The sequence below is a fragment of the Cellulosimicrobium sp. NPDC057862 genome, from assembly GCF_042797035.1.
In the GTDB taxonomy this organism is placed as follows: Bacteria; Actinomycetota; Actinomycetes; order Actinomycetales; family Cellulomonadaceae; genus Cellulosimicrobium.
The window spans coordinates 24,562-49,960 of the sequence record NZ_JBHVMH010000014.1; the positions used below are offsets into that span (position 1 = coordinate 24,562).

Below are 25,399 nucleotides of genomic sequence, written 5' to 3' on the forward strand. Positions count from 1 at the left end.
GTCCGTCCACAGGGGCGCGCGTCGACCGTCGGGCCCGACGAGCCGCGGCTCAGTCCACGGCGAGCGCCGCGACGGGCGACGTTCGGGCGGCGGTCCGGCCGGGCACGACGGACGCGACGAGCCCTGCCACGAGCGCGACGACGAGCACGAGCGCGACGTCCCGCCACGGCACCGCGAGCGACACGTCGCCCATGACGCTCAGCGCCGTCGCCGCACCGGCCCACCCGTACAGGACGCCCAGCACGATGCCGAGCACCGCGCCCACGCCCGCGATGAGCATGCCCTCGATCGCGAGCATCCACCGCAGCTGCGCCCGGCTGAGGCCGATCGCGCGCAGCGTCGCCGACTCGCGTCGCCGCTCGATGACGGAGAGCGACAGCGTGTTCGCCACACCGATGAGCGCGATGACGACGGCGACCGCGAGGAGACCGACGATGACCCCGAGGATCGTGTCGATGACGCTCTGCATCGCCGCGCGCTCGACGGCGATGCCGGCGACCTCGACGGGCGTGTCCGACGAGACGATCGCGTCCTGGATCGCGGGCACGACCTGCGTCGCGTCGCCCGTGTCGTCGAGCCCGACCCACAGCCGGGACACGGGGGCGTCCGGGGCCAGGGTCTTCGCGTCGTCCGCGTCGAGGAGCCAGCCGTCCCCGATGGCGCCGACGTGGGCGGTCAGCTCGAGGGTCGCCCCGTCCGGCCCGGTGAGCTCCAGCGTGTCGCCCTCGGCGACGTCCCAGGCCTCGGCGTCGGCCTCGGGGACCATGACCGTGCCCGGGGCGAACGCCGCGAGCACGTCGGGCGAGCGCACGACGGCGCGCGCCTGGTCCGGGTCCACCCCGTGCATCGTCATCTCGGCGCCGTCGAGCAGCGTGACCGTCGCCGCGGAGAGCTCGACGACGCGCGAGACGCCCTCGGTCCCCGAGACGGCGCGCACGACGTCGTCCGGGACGGCGTCGCCCGTCGACCCGTACGCGTCCGTCGCGACGAGGACGTCGACCGGGTACTGGTCGTCGAGCGCCGCGTCGAGGGACGTGCGGGCGCTCGCGGCGCCGGTCGACATCATCGCGACGAGCGTGACGCCGATGAGCAGCGCGGTGCTGGTCGCCGTGGTGCGGCGCGGGTTGCGCAGCGTGTTCGCGGTGGCGAGCCGCGCCGTCGACCCGGTGCCGGCGAGCAGCCGACCCACGAACGACACGACGCCCGGCAGCCAGTACACGGCACCGACGAGGACGCCGACGAACGAGAGGGCGCCGCCCGCGACACCCGCGAGGAGACCGGCCTCGGGGCTGCCGGTGCTGCCGAGCCAGATGCCGCCGCCGAGGACGGCGAGGCCGCCGAGCGTGAGCAGGCTCGCGATGACGAGGCGCACGCGGCCCCCGCCGCGGGAGAGGCTCGGCGCGTCGGCGGGGCGCAGCGCCTCGAGCGGCGCGACGCGCGTGGCGGCGCGCGCCGGGGCGAACGACGCGACGAGCGTCACGAGGGTCCCGACGAGCAGCGGGACGAGGACGACCGCGGGCGTCACCGTGATGGTCGCCGGGATCGGCACGCCCAGGTCGGCCCCGCGGGCCACGAGGAGCGCGACCTGGGTGAGCAGGCAGCCCAGCAGGATGCCGCCCACGGAGGACAGGACGCCGAGGATCGTCGCCTCGGACAGGACCGACCGGGCGAGCTGCGACCGGTTCGCGCCGACGGCGCGCAGGAGGGCGAGGGTGCGCGTGCGCTGTGCGACGAGCACCTGGAACGTGTTCGCGATGACGAGCGCCGCGACGAGCAGCGCGACGGCGGCGAAGCCGAGGATGACGTACGTGAAGACGTCCTGGCCGCCCGTCATCTTCTGGGCCTGCGCCTGGGCGTGCTCGGCGGGGGTGACGGCCTCGGCCTCGTCCGGCGACGCGGCGACGAGGGCCGCGCGCGCCGTCTCGAGGTCGGTGCCCGGGGCGAGTCCCACCATCGCCGCGGAGTAGGTGCGCTCGGAGTCGTCGGGCATCGCCTGCGCCGCCTGCCACGCGGCCACGTCCTCGGCCGTCACGACGACGGCCCCGCCCATCTGGGCGTACGCGCCGTACGGGTCGTCGGTCGTCCCGACGACGGTCAGCTCGTCACGGACCTCCTCGTAGTCGCCGCCGTCGGGCGCGGAGGCGTCCCACACGTTGCGCGAGCTCGTGACGGTGTCGCCGATGCCGACGCCCAGGCGCTCGGCGACGGCGGTCGGGAGGGAGAGCTGGCCGGGCGCGGTCGGCATCGAGCCCTCGACGACCTCGAGCGCCTCGAAGCGCGGGTCGGACGGGGCGGGGACACCGAGCTGGAACACGCGCTTCGCGCCGTGCGACAGGTCGAGGTAGGTGAACTGGACGGCGTCCACCGCGTCGACGCCCGCGACCGAGCGCAGGGCGTCCACGTCGGACGCCGTGAGGTCGCTCGGCGCGGAGACGACGAGGTCCGCGTCCGCGAACTGCGCGGCGATCGAGTCGTTCGTGGTCTGGGTGATGACGTTGCCCGCGATCAGGGTCGCCGTGACGAACGCCGTCCCGATGACGATCGCGACGCCGGCCGCGACGAGGCGGCCGATGCTGCGGCGCATCTGCGCCAGGGTGAGGCGGAGCATCAGGCGCGCACCGCCTGCGACGCGGTCGGGGCGGAGCCGTCGGCGCCCGGTGCCTCGAGCGTGCGCAGGGCGTCGAGCCCGGCGAGCACCGACTCGGGCGTCGGGTCGCTGATGTCGCCCGCGATGCGGCCGTCCGCGATGAGCACGACGCGGTCCGCGTAGGCGGCTGCCGTCGGGTCGTGCGTGACCATGATGATCGTGCGGCCGAGCTCGCGGACCGACCGGCGCAGGAAGCTCAGCACCTCCGCGCCCGAGCGCGAGTCGAGGTTGCCCGTCGGCTCGTCGGCGAAGACGACCTCCGGCCCGGCGATGAGGGCGCGCGCGATGGCGACGCGCTGCTGCTGCCCGCCGGACAGCTCGCTCGGCCGGTGGCTCAGCCGTGCCTCGAGGCCGAGCGTGCGGACCAGGGTGTCGAACCACGCGCGGTCGACCTTGCCGTTCGCGAGCTCGACGGGCAGCGTGATGTTCTGCTCCGCCGTGAACATCGGCAGCAGGTTGAAGGACTGGAAGACGAAGCCCACCCGGTCGCGGCGCAGCTGTGTCAGCGCGTTGTCGTTCAGGCCCGTGACCTCGGTGTCGCCGATGAAGGCGTGCCCGCTCGTCGCGGAGTCCAGCCCCGCGAGCAGGTGCATGAGCGTCGACTTGCCCGAGCCGGACGGGCCCATGATCGCCGTGAAGTGGCCGCGCTCGAAGTCCACGTCGACGCCGTCGAGCGCGTGCACCGCCGCCTCGCCCGTGCCGTAGGTCTTGCGCAGCGAGCGGGCCCTGACCGCGGGCGGGCCGGCGGGGGCGGGGTCGGTGGGGCGGTACACGGTCGTGTCCACGTCATCTCCTGGGTACGTCGTCGAGGGTCGTCGTCGGGTCCGTCGCGCGCTCGCACCGACCAGGTCGGAGGCGTGCGCCGGGATCGTTGACGACGCTACGGACCCGGCCCGCCCGGCCGCGTCCGGCGAGGGTCGGGTCCTGCACGGGAGGCGGGTCATCCCGTGGTCGTAGAGGCATGGCGCCGAGGGCTGACACGACGGTGGCAAGGTGGCCCGCGGTTGTCAGCGCTGCACGAGTCCGGGGGCACGTGGGCCGCTGACAACTGGCAGGCAGACGGCTCGTCGCCGTCCACAGGACCGTTCCGCAACGGTCCCGTCCACAGCCGTCTCACGACGACGGACGCGGCTGCCCTCCTGCGGGCACGATGCGCGCATGACCGGAGGAGCGGACTTCCTGGACGCGGTGGCGGGGTTGCGGGCGCTCGCGACGAGCCAGCACGGCGTCGTCGCGCGCTCCCAGCTCACGCGGCTCGGAGTCACCAGCCACGACGTCGACAACCAGGTGCGGGCACGACGGTGGCGGCGCAGCAGCCGGGACGTGCTGGTCCTGCACCGTGGCCCGCTCACGCGTCTCGCACGCTGCTGGGTCGCCGTCCTCGGCGCCCCTCCGTGCTCGGCCGTCGGTGCGTGGACGGCGCTGGAGCTCCGCGGGCTGGAGGGGTGGCACCGCGAGCCGGTGCACCTGGTGGTCGCGCGAGGTGAGCGTGCCGACCGACACCCATGGCTCGTCGTGCACGAGTCGCGTCGCGCCGCGACCGACGACATCGGGTGGCTCGCGGGGCTGCCGGTCCACGGCGTCGAACGTGCCGCCGTCGACGCCGCGGCGTGGCAGCCGTCGTGGCGGACGGCGGTGGGGCTCGCGTCCGCCGTGGTCCAGCAACGCCTCGCCACACCTGCAGGGTTGCTGGCGAAGCTCGACGAGGTGGGGGCGGTCCGCCACCGGTCGACGATGCGGTCCGCGCTCGGCGACATCGCCGGTGGTTCCGACTCGCTCGCCGAGATCGACTTCGTCCGGCTGTGCCGGCGCGCCGGTCTGCCCGAGCCGGTGCGCCAGGCACGACGGCGCGACGCGCGTGGCAGGTGGCGGTTCCTCGACGTCGAGTGGCGCCTGGCCGACGGTCGCCGTCTCGTCGTCGAGATCGACGGCGTGGGGCACATGGAGAACCGACGGTGGTACGACGACCTGCTGCGTGACGCCGAGCTCGGCGCGGACACGCGCACGGTGCGGCTGAGGCTGCCGGCGACGGCAGCGCGCCACGAACCCGAGCGCGTTCTCGCGATCGTGCGACGTCACCTCGCCGACCTGGCGCTCGCGGGGTGACCTGCCCCCGAGCACGTCCCGAAGTTGTCAGCACCCCACGGGCACAGGGACCCGTGGGGCGCTGACAGCTTCCCGCCGATCGGTGTCGTCAGCAGTCCACGGGTCCAGGGGCTCGTGTGGTGCTGACAGCTCGCGGCGGGTCAGGCGCCCGGGCGGACCAGACCCGTCTCGTAGGCCGTGACGACGGCCTGGACGCGGTCGCGCGCGCCGAGCTTGGCGAGGATCCGGCCGACGTGCGTCTTGACCGTCGCCTCGGCGACGAACAGGTCGCTCGCGATCTCGGTGTTGGAGCGGCCACGCGCCATGAGGACGAGGACCTCGCGCTCGCGCTCGGTGAGGCCCTCGACGGCGGCGTGCGCGGGGGAGTCGTCGGCCTGCTCGGCGGGCAGGGCCGTCACCAGGTGCTCGAGCAGCCGCCGGGTGGACGACGGCGCGATGACGGCGTCGCCGCGGTGCACCGTGCGGATCGCGGCGAGCATCTCCTCGGGCGGCGCGTCCTTGAGCAGGAACCCGCTCGCGCCGGAGCGGATGGCCTCGAGCACGTACTCGTCGAGGTCGAACGTGGTGAGGACGATGACCTTGGGGGCGGGCCCGCCGTCGGCCGCCGCGGCGGTGAGCCGGGCCGTCGTCTGGAGCCCGTCGAGGTGCGGCATGCGGACGTCCATGAGCACGACGTCGACCGGGTGGTCCGCGAGGAGGCGCAGCGCCTGGAGCCCGTCCCCCGCCTCGACCGCGACGGTGAGGTCCGGCTGCGAGTCGATGACCATGCGGAAGCCCGCGCGCACGAGCTGCTGGTCGTCGACGAGCGCGATGCGCACGGGCTCGAGGGGCTCGAGCGGGTCTGCGGCGTACGCCCCGTCGGGGACGGGGAAGGCGTCGGTCATGGTGTCCTGTCGGTCGGTCGGTCGAGGGCCGGATGTGAGGAGTCGGCCTCGACCGGCGGCGGCGGTGGTAGCGGGGGCGTCGTCGTGCCGGACGGGCGGCCCGGAGCCATCCTGCCCGACGGCGCGGGCGGCGGTGCGGGGACGGGACGGGCCGGAGGCGGGGCGAGGGCGCCCGGCCCGGCCGCGGCGCCCGGCAGGGCGGGCACGGGGATGCGCAGGTGCACGCGGAAGCCGCCGCCGGGACGCGGACCCACCTGCACGGACCCGCCGAAGAGCGCGGCGCGCTCGCGCATGCCCAGCACGCCGTAGCCGCCGGGCCGGGGGTCCTGGCGGGCCTCGGCGGACGTCGACGCGCCCCGCCCGTCGTCCTCGACCTCGAGGTCCAGGGTGGCGACGCCCCACCGCACGACGACGGTGACCTCCGGGTCGGGACCGGCGTGCTTGAGCACGTTGGTCAGCGCCTCCTGGCACACGCGGTAGACCGTGAGCCCCGCCCCGGGGGGCAGCGGACGCGCCTGGCCGACGCGGACGAACGACACGCGCATGCCGCTGTCGCGCACCTGCGCGACGAGCGTCTCGAGGTCCGCGGTGTCCGGCTGTGGCGCGCGCTCGAGCGCGGCGGTCGCGCCGCTCGCGGGCGCCGGGTGCCCGGGTGCGGCGGGCCCGTAGGGCGAGCCGTCGGGCGGTGTCCCCGCCGGGCCGCGTCCCGCCGGCAGCACGAGCGTCCCGGCCGGCCCGACGGCGGCGCCCGGGGGCACGACGACGCGCGGAGGCTCCGACCGGAGGACGCCGAGGAGCCGGCGCATGTCCGCCAGCGCCGTGCGGCCGGTCTCGGACACGGTCGCGAGCGCGCGCGTCGCGGCCTCGGGGTCGTGGGCGGCGGCGTACCGGCCGCCGTCGGCCTGGGCGATGACGACGGAGAGGGAGTGGGCGACGATGTCGTGCATCTCGCGCGCGATGCGGGCCCGCTCGGCGGCGGTCGCGATCTGCGCCTGCTGGTCCCGCTCGACCTCGAGCCGTTCCGCGCGGTCGACGAGCGCGGCGATCGTCTCGCGCCGGGAGCGGCGGACGAGGCCGAACGCCCACACGGCGAGGAAGGTCATGCCGCCGAACGCGGACGTGAAGAAGACCATCGTCGCGAGGTCGGTGAGGCGACCGGACAGCAGGCCGAGCGCGATCCCGAGGACGACCGCCCCGACGAGGGAGGACACGATGGCCGTCCGGTGCGCCCAGCGGGGACCGTAGACCGTGACGGAGTAGAGCGCGACCAGCACGGCGAAGTCGGCAGGGAAGATCACGAGGTAGCCGGCGAGCAGGTGCACGAGCGCGACGGTGTACACCGTGATCGCCGACGCGAGCGGGCGGGAGCGGCGCCAGGGCAGCGGGGCGAGGAGCAGCAGCGCCCAGAGGGCTGCCCACCCGCCGCTCGTGCCGGTCCCGCTCGCGCCCATCGACGTGAACGCCGCGGACGCGGGCACGAACACGACGGCGAGGACGAGCGTGACGGTGAGGTCCACACCGAACCGGTGCTCGTCGGACCACTGCCCGAGGCGCTCGTACCATCCCATGCCTTCCAGCCTAGGCAGGGGGCGGTCGCTGGGCGTCCCACCACGGTCGCAGAGATCACGGGGCACGATGGGACCGAAGTCGTACTGATGCCCTAGCATGAGCGAATGACCCACGTACTGCTAGCGGAGGACGACCCGGCGATTGCCGAACCTTTGGCGCGCGCACTGACACGTGAGGGTTACAACGTCGTCGTCCAAGGAACTGGTCAAGGAGCGATCGACTCCGCGAGCGGTGCGGACATCGTGGTGCTCGATCTGGGCCTTCCGGACATGGACGGCCTCGACGTGGCGCGCGAGATCCGGCACAAGGGTCTCACCACCCCCGTGCTCGTGCTCACCGCGCGGGCCGACGAGGTCGACCTCGTCGTGGGCCTCGACGCCGGCGCCGACGACTACGTCACGAAGCCGTTCCGGCTCGCCGAGCTCCTCGCCCGGGTCCGGGCGCTCCTGCGCCGCTCGCACGGCGAGCAGGTGGACGAGGAGGAGCTCTCCGCGCAGGACGTGCGCATCGACGTCTCCGCGCACCGCGCGTTCCAGGGCGAGCGCGAGCTGCACCTGACCACCAAGGAGTTCGAGCTGCTGCGCGTGCTCGTCGCGAGCGCGGGCTCGGTCGTCGTGCGCGACGCCCTCATGCGCGACGTGTGGGGCTCCGAGCCGGTCGGCTCGACCAAGACGCTCGACATGCACGTGTCGTGGCTGCGCCGCAAGCTCGGCGACGACGCGAACGCGCCGCGGTACATCTCGACCGTCCGCGGTCTCGGCTTCCGTTTCGAGACCGGCGAGAGCTGACCGACCCCGACCGGGGACGAGGACACGGGGAGCGAGGAGCAGCGTGCGGCGTCGGATGCTGCAGGCCACGGTGGCGGCCGTGGCCGTCGCCGTCATCCTCCTGGGCTTCCCGCTCGCGTTCTACGGCGCGCGGTTCGTGCTCCAGGGCGAGGTCGACGACGTCACGTCACGCGTCGAGCGCCTCGCCCGCTCCATCGACGCCCGGCTCGCCGCGGGCGACGAGATCCCGGACTACGTCATCGAGGACGCGGTCCAGCCCCGCGCGAGCGACCCGCCGGCCCAGGTCTACGTCACGCTGCCGGACGGCACCGTGCTCACGGCCGGCCCGGAGGTCACCGGACGCGGGATCGAGCAGCCCCTGCACTCCGAGTCGGGTGCGCTCGTCACGCTCACCGTCTCGTACTGGGACGCCTACCTCCAGGCCGCGCAGGTCGTGCTCCTCGTCGTGGCCGCGGCCATCGTCGCGTTCGCCGCGGGCATCGGCATGGCGGTGTGGCAGGCCAACCGCATCGCCGCGCCCCTCGTCTACCTCGCGGCCTCTGCCGAGCAGCTCGGCTCGGGACAGGTGCGCCCGCGCCTCGAGCCGTCGGGGGTCGAGGAGATCGACCTCGTCGCCGCCGAGCTCGCGCGCAGCTCCGACCGGCTCGCGGGGCGCCTCGCGGCGGAGCGCCAGTTCGCCGCCGACGCCTCCCACCAGCTCCGCACGCCGCTCACGGCGCTCAGCATGCGGCTCGAGGAGATCTCGATGGCCTCGGACGACCCGGCCGTGCAGGAGGAGGCCCGGATCTCGCTCGAGCAGGTCGAGCGCCTGGTCGGCGTCGTCGACGACCTCCTGGCGTCCTCGCGTCGCGCCCAGGGCGGTACGACGGAGGCCGTGAACCTGCTCGACGTCGTGCACCAGCAGGAGGAGGAGTGGGTCCCGACGTTCGTCAAGGCCGGGCGCGAGCTCGTCGTCGACGTCCCCGCGGAGTACCAGGTGCTCGCGACGCCCGGCGCGCTCGCGCAGGTCCTGGCGACGCTCATCGAGAACTCGCTCAAGCACGGCGGCGGCACGACGACGGTCCGCGCGCGCCCGTCCGGCACGAGCGGCGCGATCGTCACGGAGGTGTCGGACGAGGGCGCCGGCGTCCCCGACGACCTGGCGCCCCGCATCTTCGAGCGCGAGGTGACGTCCGGCGCCGGGACCGGGCTGGGGCTCGCGCTCGCGCGCGACCTCGCGGCGTCCGACGGCGGTCGGCTCGAGCTCGCGCAGCGCCGTCCGGCGGTGTTCGCGCTCTTCCTCGCGGGTGTGCCGCGGCGCCTCGACCCGCGCGTGGTCCTGCCGACGGGGGTCGCGGTCTCCGCGCACGGCCGACGTCGTCGCCGCCGGGCCTGACGGTCCCGCCGCGGGTGCTGCGCCGGGCGCCTCAGCGTGCTGCGACGTCCTGGGGCGCGGTGGGGGCGTCCGTCGCACGGTCGCCCGTGAACACGAGGCGTCGGTAGGCGACGTAGCGGAACGCGGTGCCGAGCGCGAGCCCGACGACGTTCGCCGAGATGTTCTTGGCGAGCGGGGACGTGAGGCCGAGCGCGTACGTGGAGATCGCGAGGCAGCCGACCGCGATGAGCATGCCGCCGACGTTGACGACGACGAAGGCCGCGAGCTCGCGGCCGCGCGCCTGGGTGCGGCGTGCGGAGAACGTCCAGTAGCGGTTGCCGACCCACGCGACGAGCGTCGCGACCGTGACGGACACGATCTTGGCGGTGAGCGGCTTGTGCCCGAGGAGCTCGCCCGGACCGAAGCTGAGCAGGTTGAACAGGCCCAGGTCGACGACGTAGGCGACCGCGCCCACCGACCCGAACTTCGCGAGCTCCCGCACCCGGGCGAGGACGCGCTCGCGGCGCGGCAGGGCCGCCGCGTCCGCCTCGGCTCGGCGGTCCAGGTCGCTCGTCACCCCACGAGGCTACCGGGCGCTCCTGAGCGTCGCCCGGGTGCCGCCCCTGCCACGGGTGGGCTGCCGGCGGCCGAGGCGTCCGGCACGCGGTCCCCGCGTGGTTCCGTGGCGCCCAGGCACTAGGGTGGGTGCACGTGGCAGCCCCAGTGATCGCCGTGGTCGGCGGAGGACAGCTCGCACGCATGATGGCCCCCGCGGCCGGAGAGCTCGGCGTGCACCTGCGCGTGCTCGTCGAGGCCCCGGACTCGTCCGCGGCCCAGGTCGTGGTCGACGCCCCCGTGGGCGTCGCGTCCGACGAGGCGGCGATCCGCGACCTCATCGCCCCCGCGGGTGCCGCCCCGGCGGACGTGCTGACCTTCGAGCACGAGCACGTCCCGAACGCGCTGCTCACCGACCTCCTCGAGCACGGCACGCCCGTGCGACCCGGACCCGACGCGCTCGTGCACGCGCAGGACAAGATTGTCATGCGGCGGCGGCTCACCGAGCTCGGCGTGCCGTGCCCGCGCTGGGCGGCGCTCCCCACGGCGCCCGACGCCGCCCGGGCCGCTCTCGCGGACTTCCTCGCCGAGGTCGGGGGCGAGGCCGTCGTGAAGACGGCGCGCGGAGGGTACGACGGCAAGGGCGTGCGCGTCGTGTCGGTCGCCGCGGGCGGCCCCGAGCAGGTCGCGGAGTGGATCGAGGCGGCCGCCGCGGGCGGCCCCGAGCTGCTCGTCGAGGAGAAGGTGCCCTTCACGCGCGAGCTGGCGGTCCTCGTGGCGCGTCGGCCCTCCGGGGGGATCGACGGCCGGGGCGAGGTCCGGACCTGGCCCGTGGTCGAGTCGATCCAGCGCGACGGCGTGTGCGCCGAGGTGATCGCACCCGCGCCCGGGCTCACCGACGCCGAGGCGGAGCGCGCACGCGACGCGGCGGTCCGGATCGCCGAGGGCCTCGGAGTCACCGGGGTGCTCGCGGTCGAGATGTTCGAGGTCGCGGGCGAGGACGGGCCGCGCGTGCTGGTCAACGAGCTCGCGATGCGCCCCCACAACTCCGGGCACTGGACCATCGACGGCGCGGTGACGAGCCAGTTCGAGCAGCACCTGCGCGCGGTGCTGGACCTGCCGCTCGGCGGCACGACGGCCACGGCGCCCTGGACCGTGATGGCGAACGTGCTCGGGTCGACGCTCGCCGAGCTGACCGACGCGCTGCCCGCCGTCCTCGCCGCCTTCCCCGACGCCAAGGTCAACCTGTACGGCAAGGGCGTGCGCCCCGGGCGCAAGCTCGGGCACGTGAACGTGAGCGGCGACGACCTGGACGAGGTCCGGCGTCGGGCCCTGGCCGCGGCCGCGATCCTGCGGGGCGAGGACCCCGAGGGTACCCCGAACGAGGAGCGAGCATGAGCGAGAACCCTGTCGTCGGCATCGTCATGGGGTCGGACTCCGACTGGCCCGTCATGGAGGCCGCGGCCGACGCGCTCGCCGAGTTCGGCGTGCCCGTCGAGGTCGACGTCGTCTCCGCCCACCGCATGCCCGTCGAGATGATCGAGTACGGGCGCACGGCCGCCGAGCGCGGCCTGCGCGTGATCGTGGCCGGCGCCGGGGGAGCGGCCCACCTGCCGGGCATGCTCGCCGCCGTGACGCCGCTGCCGGTGATCGGCGTCCCCGTGCCGCTGCGTCACCTCGACGGCATGGACTCGCTCCTGTCGATCGTCCAGATGCCCGCGGGCGTCCCCGTCGCGACGGTCTCCGTCGGCGGGGCGCGCAACGCGGGACTGCTCGCCGCGCGCATCCTCGCGGCCGGCACGGACGACGACGCCGCGCGCCTGCGGGACAGGATGGTCGCCTTCCAGGTGGACCTCGGTGACCAGGCGCGCGCCAAGGGCGCACGCCTGCGTGCCTCGCGTGCCGGGGAGCAGCGCACGGGCTTCGGCGCCTGACGACCGAGCAACCGGTCGTGTGCGCGTCGGCCGTCGTTCACCGACCGTCTGCCGCGCCGTCATCGCGGCGACCTACCGTGTCGGCCCGTGAGACCACCCCGGTACGAGCAGATCTGCCTGCGACAGGGTGAGGTCGACGACCGCCCCGGCGGGGAGCGGTCACGGTGCTCCACGTGAGCGTCACGTCCGTTCCGCGCCATGCCCGCCCCGACGTCCGGACCGGGGTCACGAGCGTGGGCCCGTCCGTCCGTCGCGCCGACCTCGACGGGCTGAGGGCGCTCGCCGTCCTGCTCGTCGCCGTCTACCACGTCTGGGTGCACCGCGTCTCCGGAGGGGTCGACGTCTTCCTCCTCCTCTCCGGGTTCTTCGTCGGGGGCGCTCTCCTGAGGTCCTTCGAGCGAGGCGCACCACCTGACCTGCGCCGGTACCTCCCACGGCTCGCGCGCAGGCTTCTCCCGACGTTGCTGGTCGTCGTCGCGGCCGTGCTCGCGGCCTCGGCGCTCCTTCTGCCCCGGACCCGATGGGACGACGTGGCGTCCGAGTCGTTGGCGTCGCTCGCCCATCTCGAGAACTGGTGGCTCGCGGGCTCGGGGCAGGCCTACGGCGCGGCGGACGTGACGCAGAGCCCGCTCCAGCACGTCTGGTCGTTGTCGGTGCAGGGCCAGCTCTACGTCGGGGTCCCGCTGCTGCTTCTCGCCGTGTGGCGGCTCGCCGGTCGGGCCGGTGCGATCGACAGGTCGCGTGTGGTCCTGGCCGTCGTCGTCGCCGCGACGGTCGCGTCCTTCGTGTACGCCGCGGTCTCGGTCGCAGCCCGTCCGCAGGCCGCGTACTACGACACCGCCGCGCGAGCGTGGGAGTACCTGCTGGGTGCCGTGCTGGCGGTCGCGCTCGTCCGGACCCGTACGCCGCGGCCATGGGCCGGGCTCGTCGGCTGGGTCGGGGTCACCGTCGTGCTCCTCACCGGGGTGATCGTGGACGGCGGGGCGTCGTTCCCCGGCCCGGCGGCTCTCGTGCCCCTCGCGGGCGCGAGCCTGGTGATGCTCGCGGGTGCCGGGACCGGAACCCCGACCGGGGTGACGCGCCTTCTCGCCTGGGGGCCTTTGGCGCGGGCGGGGTCCTACGCCTACGCCTTCTACCTCTGGCACTGGCCGGTGCTGGTCATGGTGGTCGTGCTCCGGGACCGGCCCGTCGGCTGGCTCGCCGGCACCGGGGTGCTCGTCCTCTCGGCCCTGCTCGCGGTCGGGACGAAGCACCTGGTCGAGGATCGGTGGCGGGACGCCGCGCGCGTCGAGCACCGTCGAGCGGTCGTGCGACCACGGCGGCCGCTCGCCGTCACCGCGGCGGTGACGGTCGCCGTCGTGCCCCTGGCGTGGCTCGGCTACGTCGCGTCGGTCCGCGCGGACGTCGGCGAGGGCGGCGGAGACCTGCGCACGCATCCCGGTGCGATGAGCGTCGTCGAGCCGTTCCTCTACGCGACGGACGAGTCGGTGGCTCCGATCCCCGACCTGCTCGCGGCGGGGGAGGACAAGGTCCGTGCCGTGTTCGAGGGGTGTGGGACTCCCGGCGGGGACGCCAACGTGACGGTGTGCTCCTACGGGGACCTGGACGCGGACCGGGTCGTCATGGTGGCAGGTGGTTCCCACGCCGAGCAGTGGATCGACGCGGTCGCGGCGGTCGGCGAAGAGCGAGGCTTCCGCGTGGACTCGATGATCCGCTGGGGCTGCTCCCTGTTCGACGGCACCGACGGGATGGAGATCTGGGTCGAGGCGGACCCGACGTGCGAGGACTGGACCCAGAACGCCCTCGACGAGCTCGAGGAGAGGAAGCCCGACGTGGTCCTCACGACCTCGACCCGCCCGGCGGGAGACGGCGCCACGACCCGGGAGATCGTGCCCGGGGCCTACGTCGCGGCGTGGGAGCGGCTCAACCGCGCAGGTATCACGGTCGTCGGCCTCCGCGACAACCCGTGGCTCGCGTCGTCGGCGGTCGAGTGCCTCGCCTCGGCGAGCGAGACCACCGAGTGTGCGGTGGAGCGCGCCGACGTCCTCGACGAGGTCGACCCGACGACCCGGGTCCGGCTGGCGGACGCCGGGGCGGACGTGCGGTTCCTCGACCTCGACGACCTCCTGTGCCCGGAGGAGACGTGCCCCTTCGTCCAAGGCGGACGCGTCGTCTACCGGGACGACCACCACCTCACGCGGACGTACACGATGTCGACCGTCCCGGTCCTCGACGAACGGCTCGGCCCGCTCCTCGGCTGGTGGTGAGCCGGCGGCCGACGCCGTCGGCGGGCGTCAGCCCGTCGGGAGCCCGCCGACCTGTCCTGGCGACAGCTTGCCGTCGCGGACGTCGACCCAGAACTGCCCGACGGTCTCCGGGTCGAGCTGCACCGTCGACCCGACGTTGCCACCGGGGCGGTAGTCGGGGTTCGAGATCGGCGGCGTGCCGGTGATGCCCTCAGGTCCGTTGGCCTTGCGGAACGCGAGGGCGAGCTTGCCCAGGTCGAAGATGCCTGTGCTCTGGTCGACCGTGAGCGACCCGAGGCCCGAGTCCAGGAGCGAGACCTGGTCGCCGGGGCGGAACAGGAGGCTCGGGTTCGCCGCCTTCGAGCTGATCGCGCCGATCACCTGGCGCTGGCGCTCGGCGCGGCCGATGTCGCCCTTCGGGTCGGAGTAGCGCATCCGCGAGAACGCGAGCGCGGTGTGGCCGTCGGCGACGTGGCACCCCGCCGTCCAGACGAGCTCGCTCCTCGGGTCGTCCACGTCGTAGTCGAGGCACAGCTCGACGCCCCCGACGGCGTCGACGATGCCCTCGACCCCGCCGAACCCCACCTCGACGTAGTGGTCGACCGTGAGGCCGGTGAGCTGCTCGACGGTCTGCACGAGCAGCGGCGGGCCACCCCACGAGTAGGCCGAGTTGAGCTTGCTCGCGCCGTTGCCGGGGATCTCCGCGTACGTGTCGCGCGGCAGGCTGATGAGGGCGACCGGACCGCTCGGAGGGGCGTGCAGGACCATGATCGTGTCCGTGCGCGCGCCCTCGGTGCCGTCCTCGCTGATGCCCTCGCCGCGCGCGTCCGAGCCGGCGAGGAGGTAGGTGTTGCCGGGGGTGCCGGGCGCGCCGGAGAGAGCCTCGACGTGCTGGATCTTGCCGTTGGCCCAGATCAGCAGGCCCACGGGCCACGCGAGGAGCGCGACGATCACGACGCACGCGACCAGCCCGACGACGCGACCCTTGCGGACGCGGAAGCCGCCCCCGCCGGTCCGCGGCGCGCCCGTGCCCGACGGCGGTCGCCCGCTCCCGCCGCCGGCCCGGTCGGCGCTCGGCCGGGGCGCGGCGCCCGGACGGCTCCGCGTCGTCGCCGGCACGGCCTGGGCGCCTGCGTGGGGCGACGACGAGACGCGCGGGGGCGTCGACGTCGCCTGGCGGGGCTGGCGGGTCGGGGTGACCGACGGCGGGAGCGCCGACGCCGCGGCGCTCGCCCGCGGGCGGGCGCCGCGCGCGGGAGGTGCCGGCGGGGGAGTGCCCTTGCGTGCGGGGGTCACGGGGATCTCGCGGGACGACTGGCGCTTGATGCGTGGCTCGAGGCGCACGGCGTCGTCGGGCGTCGCGGGGCGGGACCGGCCCTGGGCGCGCCCGCTGTTGCCCACCGCGATCGCGTCGTCGACGGACGACGGCCGCGGCGCGCGGCCGCCCTGGGGCGTGAAGCTCGGGGGGAGCGACCGGGGGTCGCGCGACGGGTCGGTCATGGCGTCACCCGCACTGCGCGGTCTCGTCGGCGGCGGAGAACGCCTCCTTGCCGGCTTCCTTCGTCTTCACCGGAGCCGGCTCCGGCGCGGTCTCGCCGCTCCCCGCGGAGGCCTCCTCGGTGCCCGGCGACGGAGCGGTGGCATCGGTGGCGGCGTCCGTACCGGTGTCGGACGCGGGCCCTTCCGGCGACGGGGCGACGACCGGCTCGTCGGCGCGCACCTTTGCCCACAGCTCGTCGGCCTCCGGGGTCCAGACGACCGTTGCGTCGGGATTCTGCGGGTCTGCCGTGTTCGGGACGGTCATGAAGGTGATGTTGCCACTCGTCGCGCCCTTGAGGCTGAAGGCGAGCCCGGCGAGGCTCGGGATCGACGACAGGTTGTCGCTCATGGTCAGCGACTTCGTCCCCGCGTCGACGAAGCCGTAGATCTGGCCGAGGTCGGCGAGCACGTTCTTCGAGAGGACCTGGTTCACCGTCGCGGCGAGGAGCTGCTGCTGACGACCGATTCGACTGAGGTCCGACCCGTCGCCCAGGCCGTACCGGGCGCGCGCGAACCCGAGCGCCTGGGCGCCGTCGAGCGTCTGCATCCCGGCGGCGAGACGGAGGTCGGCCTTGGGCGAGTCGATCGCCTCGGGGATGCAGATGGGGACGCCCCCGATCGCCGTGACCATGTTCTGGAAGCCCGCGAAGTCGACGACGACGAAGCCGTCGACGAACACGTCGGTGAGGCTCTCGACCGTCTGGGTGGTGCACGCGGCCGCCGAGTCGATGTCCCCGCCGACGGTCGCCCCGTTCGCGAACGCGGCGTTGAAGCGCGTGTTCGCGGGCGCGGTGGTCTCGCCGTTCGTCGTGTGGCAGACGGGGACGTCGACGCGTGAGTCGCGCGGGATCGAGATCATCTCGACCCGGGAACGGTCGGCGGAGACGTGCACGAGGATCGTGGTGTCCGAGCGCATCCCCTCGACGCCCGCGACCTCGTGGCCGTTCTCGCCCCCGCGCTCGTCCGAGCCCATCACGAGGATGTTGAGCGGCTTCCCGGCGTTGGGGTCGCTCGGGTCCGGGGTGGACGGCTCAGGTCGGTCCGTGACGAGCTCGAGCGCGTTCGAGGGGGCGATGTTGCCCTGGATGTTCGACAGGGCAGAGGCTCCGCCCACCGCGCCGAAAGCGAGCACCGCCGTGGTGACGAGCCCGACGGCGCGCGCTACCCCGTGCGTCCTGATCGCCCGCGCGTGCGCCGGGCCGCGCGACGGCCTGTCGGCCGCCGCGGCACGGTTCTCGGCGCGGGTACGGGAGGTCACGGAGAACGAGCATAGGCGCGCCGTGCGGCCTCGCGGCGAGCAGCGGGCGCCCACCGCGTGGAGGAGTTGTGTCGGCGCCCGCCGTCGGGTCGTCCGCGCCCCGACGCTCGTCTCGGCGCCCGGTCCCACGCGATAACCTCTCCGCGTGCCTGGATCGTCCTCCACCTCCGCCATGCGCCCGCGCGTCGTCGCCGTCGTCGTCGCCTACAACCGCCGCGAGCTCCTCGTCGAGGCGCTCGACGCGCTCGCCGCGCAGGACCGCCCGCTCGACGCCGTCCTGGTCGTCGACAACGCCTCCGACGACGGGTCGAAGGACGCCGCCGCCGAGCATCCGGTGGGCGCCACCGTCCTCGCCCTCGACGAGAACACCGGAGGCGCCGGCGGCTTCACCACCGGGATCGCTCACGCGGTCGAGGCGATGGAGGCCGACCTCGTCTGGTTGATGGACGACGACACCATCCCGACGCGGAGTGCTCTCTCGGCGCTGCTGCGGGCGCGGGACGAGTACGACGGCCCCGTGGCCATCCTCGGGAGCAGGGTCGTCTGGCACGACGGTCGCGACCACCCGATGAACACCCCGCGGACCCGACCGGGCGCGTCGCCCTCCCAGCTCGCCGCGGCGCGGGCCGCCGGAGCGACCCCGGTCCGGTCATCGTCGTTCGTCTCGATGCTCGTCGACGCGCGTGCCGTCCGGTTCCACGGGCTGCCGGTCGCGGACTACTTCATCTGGAACGACGACTTCGAGTACTCGGCCCGCCTGCTGCGGCGAGGCACCGGACTCGCGGTGCACGGGAGCGTGGTCGAGCACCGGACGAAGACGTTCGGCGCGACCGACGCAGACCCCGGCGAGCGCTTCTACTACGAGGTGCGCAACAAGATCTGGATGCTCACGAGGTCGTCGTCCCTCGCCCCCGGGGAGCGGCTGCTGTACGGCGGAGCGAGCCTGAGGCGCTGGGCGCGCACGCTGCGGCGGTCGAACCGCCGCGACGTCCTGGTGCGCAGCGGCGCACGCGGTCTGCGCGACGGCGTGCTCCGTGCTCCGCGCCCCAACGCGGACGTCCTGCGCGGTGCGACCGTCGACCGTGGTCCGGTGGAGAGGCTCGACGGAGCCCGAGGCCGGGCGACCGCGTGAGCGCGCCGTTCTCGGTCCTGCTTCCCGTCTATCGGGGTGATCGGCCGGACTACGTACGGCGCTCGTTCCGGTCGGTCGTCGACGACCAGGAGCTGCGTCCGTCCGAGGTGGTCATCGTCCGGGACGGCCCGGTCGGTGCAGAGCTGACCGAGACCCTGGCGGAGCTGGGTTCCCGGAGCGCGGTCCCGGTGGTGCGCGTGGACCTCGAGGAGAACGTCGGGCTCGCGCTGGCTCTCGAGGCGGGGCTCGCTGCGTGCTCGTACGAGATCGTCGCGCGCCAGGACGCGGACGACGTCAGCCGACCGCGTCGCTTCGCCGTGCAGGTGCCGCTCGTCGCCGGCGGCCTGGACGTCGTGGGCTCCGCCATCGAGGAGTTCGGGAGCGACCTCGACGGGGACGCGCAGGGGCTCGTACGGGTACCGCCGCTGAGCGCCCAGGAGATCGCCGAGACCTCGCGGTTCGCCTCTCCCTTCAACCATCCGACGGTCGTCTACCGCCGCTCGGTCGTCGAGGCGGTCGGGGGGTACGAGGACCTGCCGCTCATGGAGGACTACTGGCTCTTCGCACGTCTCGTGGCCCACGGCGCACGGATGGCGAACGTCGCAGAGCCGTTGGTGCGTTACCGGGTGGGCGCCGGCGCCTACGCCCGTCGCGGGGGGAGCCGGCTCCTGCGCTCCGAGCTCGAGCTCCAGCGACGGCTCCGCCGGGAGGGTTTCACGACTCTCGGCCAGGCGGCGCGCAACGTCGCGGTCCGTGGCGGCTACCGCCTGGTTCCCGAGTCGGCACGGCGCTCGCTCTACCGGACGTGGATCCGCCTGCGACGCTCCGGATGACGTCCCGGACCTCCTCGGACGAGCGCCGTCGTGAGCAGAGGCGACCGGCGGGCGACCGGGAGGTGAACTCTCGACGGCGAACGCACGGACCCGGGGCGGGGAGGGTTCGACGCGTGGGCGGACGGCTAGTCTGTTCCGGTTGTCATCCCTACCGAGGAGTATGAGTGGACGCGGATCTTGTCGTCGTGGGATCGGGCTTCTTCGGCCTGACCGTCGCTGAGCGGGTCGCCGAGGAGCACGGCCGGAAGGTCCTCGTGATCGACCGCCGTCCTCACATCGGCGGCAACGCCTACAGCGAGGCCGAGAAGACGACCGGGATCGAGGTGCACCGGTACGGTGCCCACCTCTTCCACACCTCCAACGAGCGCGTGTGGGAGTACGTCAACCGGTTCACGGCGTTCACGAGCTACGTCCACCGGGTGTACACCACGCACCGGGGCGAGGTCTTCCCGATGCCGATCAACCTGGGCACGATCAACCAGTTCTTCCGGTCGGCGCACGGCCCGGACGCGGCTCGCGCGCTCGTCAAGGAGCTCTCCGCCGAGCTCGGGGGCAAGAAGCCGGAGAACCTCGACGAGCAGGGCGTGTCCCTCATCGGGCGACCGCTGTACGAGGCGTTCATCCGTGAGTACACCGCGAAGCAGTGGCAGACCGACCCCCGGGACCTTCCCGCGTCGATCATCTCGCGCCTGCCCGTGCGCTACACGTACGACAACCGCTATTTCAACGACACCCACGAGGGCCTGCCCGTCGACGGGTACACGGCGTGGATCGAGCGCATGGCGGACCACAAGAACATCGAGGTCCGTCTCGACGTCGACTTCTTCGACGAGTCCCAGCCGGTGAGCAAGGGCAACGTCGTCGGCAACGTCCCCGTCGTCTACACGGGCCCCGTGGACCGCTACTTCGGCTACGCGGAGGGTGACCTCTCCTGGCGCACCCTCGACTTCGAGGAGGAGGTCCTCCCGGTCGGGGACTTCCAGGGCACCCCGGTCATGAACTACGCGGACGCCGACGTCCCGTACACGCGGATCCACGAGTTCCGCCACTTCCACCCCGAACGCGAGTACCCGACGGACAAGACCGTCGTCATGCGGGAGTTCTCGCGCTTCGCGGAGAAGTCCGACGAGCCGTACTACCCCGTCAACACGGCGGCCGACCGGCAGCGCCTCCTGGCGTACCGCGACCTCGCCGCCGGCGAGAAGGACGTGCTGTTCGGCGGACGCCTCGGGACGTACAAGTACCTCGACATGCACATGGCGATCGGCTCGGCGCTGTCGATGGTCGACAACAAGCTCGCGCCGCACTTCTCGCGGGGCGCGAGCCTGGAGAGCGGGGGCGTGGACGCGTGATCGCGGCACGGGGGCGGTGGGTCGCATGAGCGCCACGTCGACGCACGGCGTGGCGCAGTCCCCGACGGACGACGTCCGCGTCGAGCCGGTGACCGGGCGGGATCCGCGATGGGCGCTCGCCGCCGTCGCGACGGTCGTGGTCCTCGCCCTCGTGCCGCTCCTGTTCGAGCCGCGCTTCTACTTCGCCGACGACACGCAGGCCGGCGCCTACCCGATCTGGTTCCAGCTCGGCGGGCACCTGCTGCAGGGCGAGCTCCCCTTCTTCGAGCCCTCCCGGTGGATGGCAGGGAACTACGTCGCCGAGGGGCAGTGGGGGCTGTTCAACCCCGTGGTCTGGCTGATCGGCCTGTTCGCCGCGAGCGTGGGCGACGCCGTGCTGGTCAGCACGGTCGTCAAGATCGCGTTCCTGGCGATCTCGAGCGGCGGTGCCTACCTCCTCGTGCGCTCGTACCGCGGGTCACGACCCTGGTCGGCCGTCGTCGCCGTGCTGCTGCCGTTCACCGGGTTCACCCTGTACGTCGACGCGGCCTCGTGGGTCACCGCCCTCTTCGTGTGGGCGCTGCTCCCGTGGGTGTGGTGGGGTCTTCGGCGCACGCTGCTCGCCCACGGCAACCCCGTCGTCCCGTTCGTCCTCGGCTACGTCCTCATCACGGTCGGGTACGTCCACGGCACGCTCATGCTCTGCGTCGTGATCGCGGCGACCCTGCTCGACGGCGCGCTGGCGCGGCGCTGGCGTGACTCCCTCCGGGTGCTGGGTGTGGGGGCCCTCCTCGGCCTCGTCGCGCTGGCCGTGTACCTGCCGGGCGTCCTCACCGCACCGGTGACGGCACGGGGGGACGACTCGATCTTCAACACCAACTTCATGTCTCCCGACCTCTCCGGGCTGGCGACCGCAGGCACGCCGCTGGCGCAGCCCTGGCTGACCGGTTTCTGGGCGGTGCCGGTGGCGGCTCCGCTGATGTACGTCGCGTGGGTGCTCCCGCTGGTCGTCCTCGTCTCCCCGAGCCGCGCCCGCCCCCTCTTGCGGTCGTCGGCGGGCCTCCTGGCGGTGGGCGCGGCGGCCGCGTTCCTCGCCTTCGGTCCCAGCGACATGGGCCCGCTCCGGTTCCCCGGCCGGGTGCTGCCCTACTTGTCGCTGGTCCTGCTCGTCCTGCTGGGGATGCTCCTGAGCCGAGCGTCCGTCAGGCCGAGCCGTGGTCGCCTGGTCGGTTCCCTGGCGCTCGTCGTCGGAGGCGCAGCCTTCGCCTGGTTCGAGTCGCCGGGCTGGTGGAAGGTCATCGGGCTCGGGGCCGTCCTCGCCGCTGCCGGGGTCGTGCTCGTCCTGCGCGTGCTGGCCCGAGACGGTCGCTCGTGGTCGCTCGTCGCCGTGGTGATCCTGGGGACGCTCCTCGTCACGACGGCCCAGCACTACTTCTTCCCGCGGTCGCCGCTTCCCGACTTCGGGCTGCCGGAGTCGCGGACGGACTACTCCCACGCCCTTCCCGGGGTGGACGGAGACGTCCTCGTGGTCGGGAGACCGACGTTCGACGGGGAGTGGTGGCGCAGCACGCTGTACGCCAACGCGTGGTATCTCAACGACGCCGACGTCGTGAACGTCTACTCGCCGATCGCCCACCGGGCGTTCAGCGAGGAGCTCTGCATGGACGCGCACGGGGTGGTCTGCTGGGAAGTCTTCGACACGCTGTTCGCCGAGGACCCCACGACGGGACGGTCCGTGCTCGACCTCCTGTCGGTCAACGCGGTGCAGATCCTGGCGCGTCCTGGCGCGCCGCAGGAAGGGCAGGCCGACCCCTACGAGGACGCCTCGGTGCCGGAGGGCTGGACCGAGGTGACGCGCGACGAGGTCAGTGCCGTGTGGGTCCGCGACGAACCGGTCGAGGGCGCGGGCGGCGTCGTGTGGACGGCGCCGGGGACCGTGCTCTCGCAGGTGGAGACCGACTCACGGAGCGTCACCTTCCAGGTCGACGCGGTCCCGGCGGACGGTGGTCAGGTCGTCCTCTCCCGGCTGGACTGGCCGGGCTACGACGTCGTCGGCGCGTCCCAGGGGGAGTCGTTGCGCGGCTACCTCCTCACGATCGACGTCCCGGCGGCGTCCGAGGGCGAGACCGTGAGCGTCACCTTCACGCCTCCCGCCTGGTACGCCTGCCTGGCGGCGCTCGCGATCGCCCTCGCCGGTGCGTCGGCCTGGGGGGTGACGGCGGCGGTCTCGCGGCGCCGGCGCGGACCGACGGCGGGGGCGGTCGAGGCCGGCAGGCCGTCGGTCAGCCGACCGGGCTGAGCGGGATCCTCGCCAGGGCGGCGTCGTTCAGCACGACGATCGCAGGTCGCGACTGTCCGCCGTTGAGGGCGATGAGCTCTGCCCAGCCGCCCACGGCCCGCCGGTGCGTGTCGTCGAGCACGTAGACGGTCGGCGCGCTGCCCTTGACGAAGACGGGTCCGCTGACGGGCGGGGCGGACGACCACGCCAGGGTGGTGCACGTCCCGGACGTCAGCGTCGTCCGTGGGAGCGTCGCGGGCTCGATCGCGGTCGAGGCCCGACGGAGCACCGCGCCCGATATCCCGAGGCCTCGGACGGTCGGGCAGTCGACGACGGGTGCGAGGGGAGCCGTGGTCGCCCGGTAGGCACCGAGCGTGCTCGCCGGGACGGTGGCGACCTGGGTCCCGAGTCCCAGAGACCGCGTGTCGGAGAACGACTCGACCGGGACGAGGGCGAAGAAGCCGTCCACGACGTAGACCCGGGGCGACGTCGGGTTCTTCACGAGCGAACCGACGTCGAGCGTGGGCCCCAGCTCCGGGAACGCGCGCAGGGTCGTGCCCGGCACGGAGATGATCTCCGGCGACGTCCCCGTGGCGGCGACGAGGTCGGTCCACCGGGCGACGGCTCGCCGGCCGCCGTCCTGCACCGCCCAGATCCTCGGCTGTCCGACCTCCTGCAAGAAGACGGTCCTGTCCTGGACGGAGGTCTGCCGCGGCAGGGCGTCGAGGACGGACTGCGGGACGACGGTCCGGGGCCGTCCCGTCGTCGTCGAGGACGGGACGCGCCAGGCCGCGCTCGTCCCGAGGACGTGCACGGCGTCTCCCGGACCCACCAGGACGGGGGACAGCGTGGCGCTCCCCGGGACCAGCGACAGCGAGGCGGTCGAGAGCCTGCCTGCGACCAGGTCACGCAACGGCGTGGTCGTCAGCAGGTCCGCCGGGACCGCCGTCTTGCTGCCGCCGGTGAGCAGCCACGCTGCGCCGGACGCCCGGTCCGTCGCGACGACCGCGTCGCGGACGACGGGGGCACCGACGGGCACGGGTGCGACGACGGCGCCCGCGACGGTGGCCTGCACAGGGGGCAGGCCCGCCGCCGTGCGCGAGCGCTCGTCGAGGATCTCGTGGCGTCGCGCGCCTGAGACGGCCCAGGACTGCCCGTCGGCGGAGACGGTCGTCCCGAGGAGCGCGCCCTGCGGGAAGGCACCGATCTGCCGGGTCGTGAGGTCGACGTACGACGACGCGCACGACGCCCCGGTCCAGGCGGTGACGGTCGAGCACGAGGGGAACCGGTGACGCATCCCGTTCGCGAGCCAGTAGAGCGCCCCGTCCCCGGGATCACGCACGACCCGACTCATGGGTCCCGCGTCCGCGTACTTCTGCAGGGCCGCGGGCGAGACGACCCCGACGGCGCCGAGCCGCGCCCGCAGGGTCTGGTACAGCGAGAAGTCGGCGACGTGGTGCCTCTCCTGGCCGACGAGCAGGTAGACGCGGTCGTCGTCCGCGGTGCGGACGAGCGCGCGTCCGGCGGTGGGATCGCCGAACCAGTCGCTGAAGATCCGCCAGAAGTTCCGGTTGCCGTAGGTCGAGCAGCGGTCACCGGAACCGTACAGGTTGGCGAGCGCGGCGGCGTTCGGCTGGTAGGGCGTGTAGATGTACAGGGCCGCCGTCGCCTGGTTCTCGATGTAGACCTGCGAGCTCCCGCAGGTCGCGTCGGGATGGAACCCGATGGTGTTCGTCCGGCCCGCCTGGTAGCCGTAGCGCGTGGCGTTCGCCCTGTACACCAGGAACTGCCGCGCGGCGCGATACACCTGGTTGGAGAACCCGTAGTACTCCGTGTTGCACGGTGCGGTGTCCGGGCAGCCGAAGCCCATCGCCGTCTGGTAGGACTTCGCGGTGGGCCGCGTGCGCCCCACGAGGCTGTTCTCCTTCTCGAGCGTGACGAGCAGGACGCGAGGGTTGATCTCGCACGCCGTCGCGACCTTGCGGATGATCCGGGCAGCGGACTCGTTGCTGGCGCCCGTGTACTGCCAGCAGAGGCCGACCTCGAGCGGTCGGGTCTTCGTCGTCTCCCGGAAGTCCTTGAGGCACGGCATCTCCCCGGCGACGCAGGCGCTGCCGCGCGCGTCGAGGAACGACTGGATCTCTGCCTCGGTCATGCTCTGGTAGTCGTAGAAGACCGCGTCGGAGACGAGCCGGCCGGGGACGAAGTCCGACGCGTTCGCAGCCTCCGCGCTCGGGAGCGGCCCAGCGGTTCCTGCGACGACGGTGGTGATCGCCGCGACGCACGCGACGAGGAACCGGGGCAACGACCTCGGTGACCGGGTGCGCGCCCGCGAGCCCGACGTCATGGCACGCTCACCGTGGTCACGGCGGAGGATCCCGCCTTGCCCGAGCCCGAGCCCGCGTACCCGACCCGTGCCTCCCAGGCTCCGCTCCTCAGGTCCGTCACCGCGATCTCGAGCGGCGCGCACCAGGTGACCTCGGCGTCAGGCTCGGCGGCTGCCGTGACCTCGGCGGCGTCCGTACCGTGCGTGAGGACGAGCGTGCAGGCGCCTCCCTGCTCGAGGACGGGGACGTACGCGTTGACGACCACCCGGTCGCCGTCGACTCCGGCCCACGCGATGACGGGGAGCACGTCGTCGCCCGACGCGCGCGGCGGGGCGTCCGTCGTCGCGGGACTCGCCGGGTCGTCCGGGAGACGGGGAGCCGGACCGGTGAGGTCGGCGGGCTCGGACGCGTCGGCGGAGGTCGTCGTCGCCGACGACGGACGAGGTGCGAGCGGTGCCGAGGGAGTCGAGGCAGGCGCGGTCGTGGTGCTCGCGGGCGCGGCGGTGCCGTCGTGCGCGGGCGGGGCCGAGCATGACGAGGCCCCGGCCACGGCGGCGACGACCGCGAGCGGGACGAGGGAACGGGTCCACGTCGGCACCACTCGACGCTAACCGCGCG

General features: G+C 73.8%; 19 protein-coding genes. 10 read left to right on the forward strand and 9 right to left on the reverse strand.

What is annotated here, in order from left to right:
- Positions 1-49 precede the first annotated feature (49 nt).
- Both ACFVN3_RS15905 and ACFVN3_RS15910 read right to left on the reverse strand, forming a co-directional pair.
- Positions 50-2,584, reverse strand: a complete 2,535-nt coding sequence (locus ACFVN3_RS15905) for an ABC transporter permease (protein ID WP_378233888.1) — start codon at positions 2,582-2,584, stop codon at positions 50-52.
- A 23-nt stretch (positions 2,585-2,607) separates the two neighbouring features.
- On the reverse strand, positions 2,608-3,432 hold the full coding sequence (locus ACFVN3_RS15910; RefSeq protein ID WP_378233889.1) for an ABC transporter ATP-binding protein: 825 nt from the start codon (positions 3,430-3,432) through the stop codon (positions 2,608-2,610).
- A gap of 373 nt (positions 3,433-3,805) precedes the next feature.
- Here ACFVN3_RS15910 and ACFVN3_RS15915 point away from each other — a divergent pair, with 373 nt between their 5' ends.
- On the forward strand, positions 3,806-4,753 hold the full coding sequence (locus tag ACFVN3_RS15915; protein WP_378233890.1) for a hypothetical protein: 948 nt from the start codon (positions 3,806-3,808) through the stop codon (positions 4,751-4,753).
- A gap of 140 nt (positions 4,754-4,893) precedes the next feature.
- Here ACFVN3_RS15915 and ACFVN3_RS15920 read toward each other — a convergent pair whose 3' ends face one another.
- Positions 4,894-5,637 carry a response regulator gene (locus ACFVN3_RS15920; RefSeq protein ID WP_378233891.1) on the reverse strand — a complete coding sequence of 248 codons (744 nt, stop codon included), beginning with the start codon at positions 5,635-5,637 and terminating at the stop codon, positions 4,894-4,896.
- On the reverse strand, positions 5,634-7,205 hold the full coding sequence (locus ACFVN3_RS15925) for a sensor histidine kinase (RefSeq protein ID WP_378233892.1): 1,572 nt from the start codon (positions 7,203-7,205) through the stop codon (positions 5,634-5,636). Before ACFVN3_RS15925 ends, ACFVN3_RS15920 begins: the two co-directional genes overlap by 4 nt.
- 105 nt (positions 7,206-7,310) lie before the next feature.
- On the opposite strand from ACFVN3_RS15925, the gene ACFVN3_RS15930 reads away from it, so the two are divergent.
- Entirely contained in the window at positions 7,311-7,994 is a 684-nt protein-coding gene (locus ACFVN3_RS15930; protein WP_378233893.1) for a response regulator transcription factor, read from the forward strand.
- A 43-nt stretch (positions 7,995-8,037) separates the two neighbouring features.
- The gene (locus ACFVN3_RS15935; RefSeq protein WP_378233894.1) at positions 8,038-9,369 is read left to right on the forward strand and encodes an ATP-binding protein; all 1,332 of its coding nucleotides are present in this window, start codon (positions 8,038-8,040) and stop codon (positions 9,367-9,369) included.
- Between the two features lie 31 nt (positions 9,370-9,400).
- Here the strand turns inward: ACFVN3_RS15935 and ACFVN3_RS15940 are convergent, their stop codons facing one another.
- The gene (locus ACFVN3_RS15940) at positions 9,401-9,925 is read right to left on the reverse strand and encodes a GtrA family protein (protein WP_378233895.1); all 525 of its coding nucleotides are present in this window, start codon (positions 9,923-9,925) and stop codon (positions 9,401-9,403) included.
- Positions 9,926-10,059: 134 nt separating this feature from the next.
- Here ACFVN3_RS15940 and ACFVN3_RS15945 point away from each other — a divergent pair, with 134 nt between their 5' ends.
- The 3 genes from ACFVN3_RS15945 (at position 10,060) to ACFVN3_RS15955 (ending at position 14,104) form a co-directional block, all read left to right on the forward strand.
- Entirely contained in the window at positions 10,060-11,301 is a 1,242-nt protein-coding gene (locus ACFVN3_RS15945) for a 5-(carboxyamino)imidazole ribonucleotide synthase (protein WP_378233896.1), read from the forward strand.
- Complete coding sequence (gene purE, locus ACFVN3_RS15950) at positions 11,298-11,837, forward strand: 5-(carboxyamino)imidazole ribonucleotide mutase (RefSeq protein WP_378233897.1); 540 nt, start codon at positions 11,298-11,300, stop codon at positions 11,835-11,837. The genes ACFVN3_RS15945 and purE overlap by 4 nt, the downstream gene beginning before the upstream one ends.
- 173 nt (positions 11,838-12,010) lie before the next feature.
- Complete coding sequence (locus ACFVN3_RS15955) at positions 12,011-14,104, forward strand: acyltransferase family protein (RefSeq protein WP_378233898.1); 2,094 nt, start codon at positions 12,011-12,013, stop codon at positions 14,102-14,104.
- A gap of 27 nt (positions 14,105-14,131) precedes the next feature.
- Here ACFVN3_RS15955 and ACFVN3_RS15960 read toward each other — a convergent pair whose 3' ends face one another.
- Positions 14,132-15,583 carry an LCP family protein gene (locus ACFVN3_RS15960; protein WP_378233899.1) on the reverse strand — a complete coding sequence of 484 codons (1,452 nt, stop codon included), beginning with the start codon at positions 15,581-15,583 and terminating at the stop codon, positions 14,132-14,134.
- A 4-nt stretch (positions 15,584-15,587) separates the two neighbouring features.
- Positions 15,588-16,880 carry an LCP family protein gene (locus ACFVN3_RS15965; RefSeq protein ID WP_378233900.1) on the reverse strand — a complete coding sequence of 431 codons (1,293 nt, stop codon included), beginning with the start codon at positions 16,878-16,880 and terminating at the stop codon, positions 15,588-15,590.
- 145 nt (positions 16,881-17,025) lie between these two features.
- Here ACFVN3_RS15965 and ACFVN3_RS15970 point away from each other — a divergent pair, with 145 nt between their 5' ends.
- The 4 genes from ACFVN3_RS15970 (at position 17,026) to ACFVN3_RS15985 (ending at position 22,475) form a co-directional block, all read left to right on the forward strand.
- Complete coding sequence (locus ACFVN3_RS15970; protein ID WP_378233901.1) at positions 17,026-18,012, forward strand: glycosyltransferase; 987 nt, start codon at positions 17,026-17,028, stop codon at positions 18,010-18,012.
- A complete protein-coding gene (locus ACFVN3_RS15975; protein ID WP_378233902.1) occupies positions 18,009-18,845 on the forward strand; it encodes a glycosyltransferase in 837 nt (278 codons plus the stop codon). Before ACFVN3_RS15970 ends, ACFVN3_RS15975 begins: the two co-directional genes overlap by 4 nt.
- A gap of 164 nt (positions 18,846-19,009) precedes the next feature.
- On the forward strand, positions 19,010-20,197 hold the full coding sequence (gene glf / locus ACFVN3_RS15980; RefSeq protein ID WP_378233903.1) for a UDP-galactopyranose mutase: 1,188 nt from the start codon (positions 19,010-19,012) through the stop codon (positions 20,195-20,197).
- 25 nt (positions 20,198-20,222) lie between these two features.
- Positions 20,223-22,475, forward strand: a complete 2,253-nt coding sequence (locus ACFVN3_RS15985; RefSeq protein WP_378233904.1) for a hypothetical protein — start codon at positions 20,223-20,225, stop codon at positions 22,473-22,475.
- On the opposite strand, the gene ACFVN3_RS15990 is transcribed toward ACFVN3_RS15985, so the two are convergent.
- Positions 22,459-24,801, reverse strand: a complete 2,343-nt coding sequence (locus tag ACFVN3_RS15990; protein WP_378233905.1) for a hypothetical protein — start codon at positions 24,799-24,801, stop codon at positions 22,459-22,461. The genes ACFVN3_RS15985 and ACFVN3_RS15990 overlap by 17 nt on opposite strands.
- Positions 24,798-25,379 (reverse strand): hypothetical protein, encoded by a 582-nt coding sequence (locus tag ACFVN3_RS15995; RefSeq protein ID WP_378233906.1) that lies wholly within the window; start codon positions 25,377-25,379, stop codon positions 24,798-24,800. The genes ACFVN3_RS15990 and ACFVN3_RS15995 overlap by 4 nt, the downstream gene beginning before the upstream one ends.
- Positions 25,380-25,399: the final 20 nt, after the last annotated feature.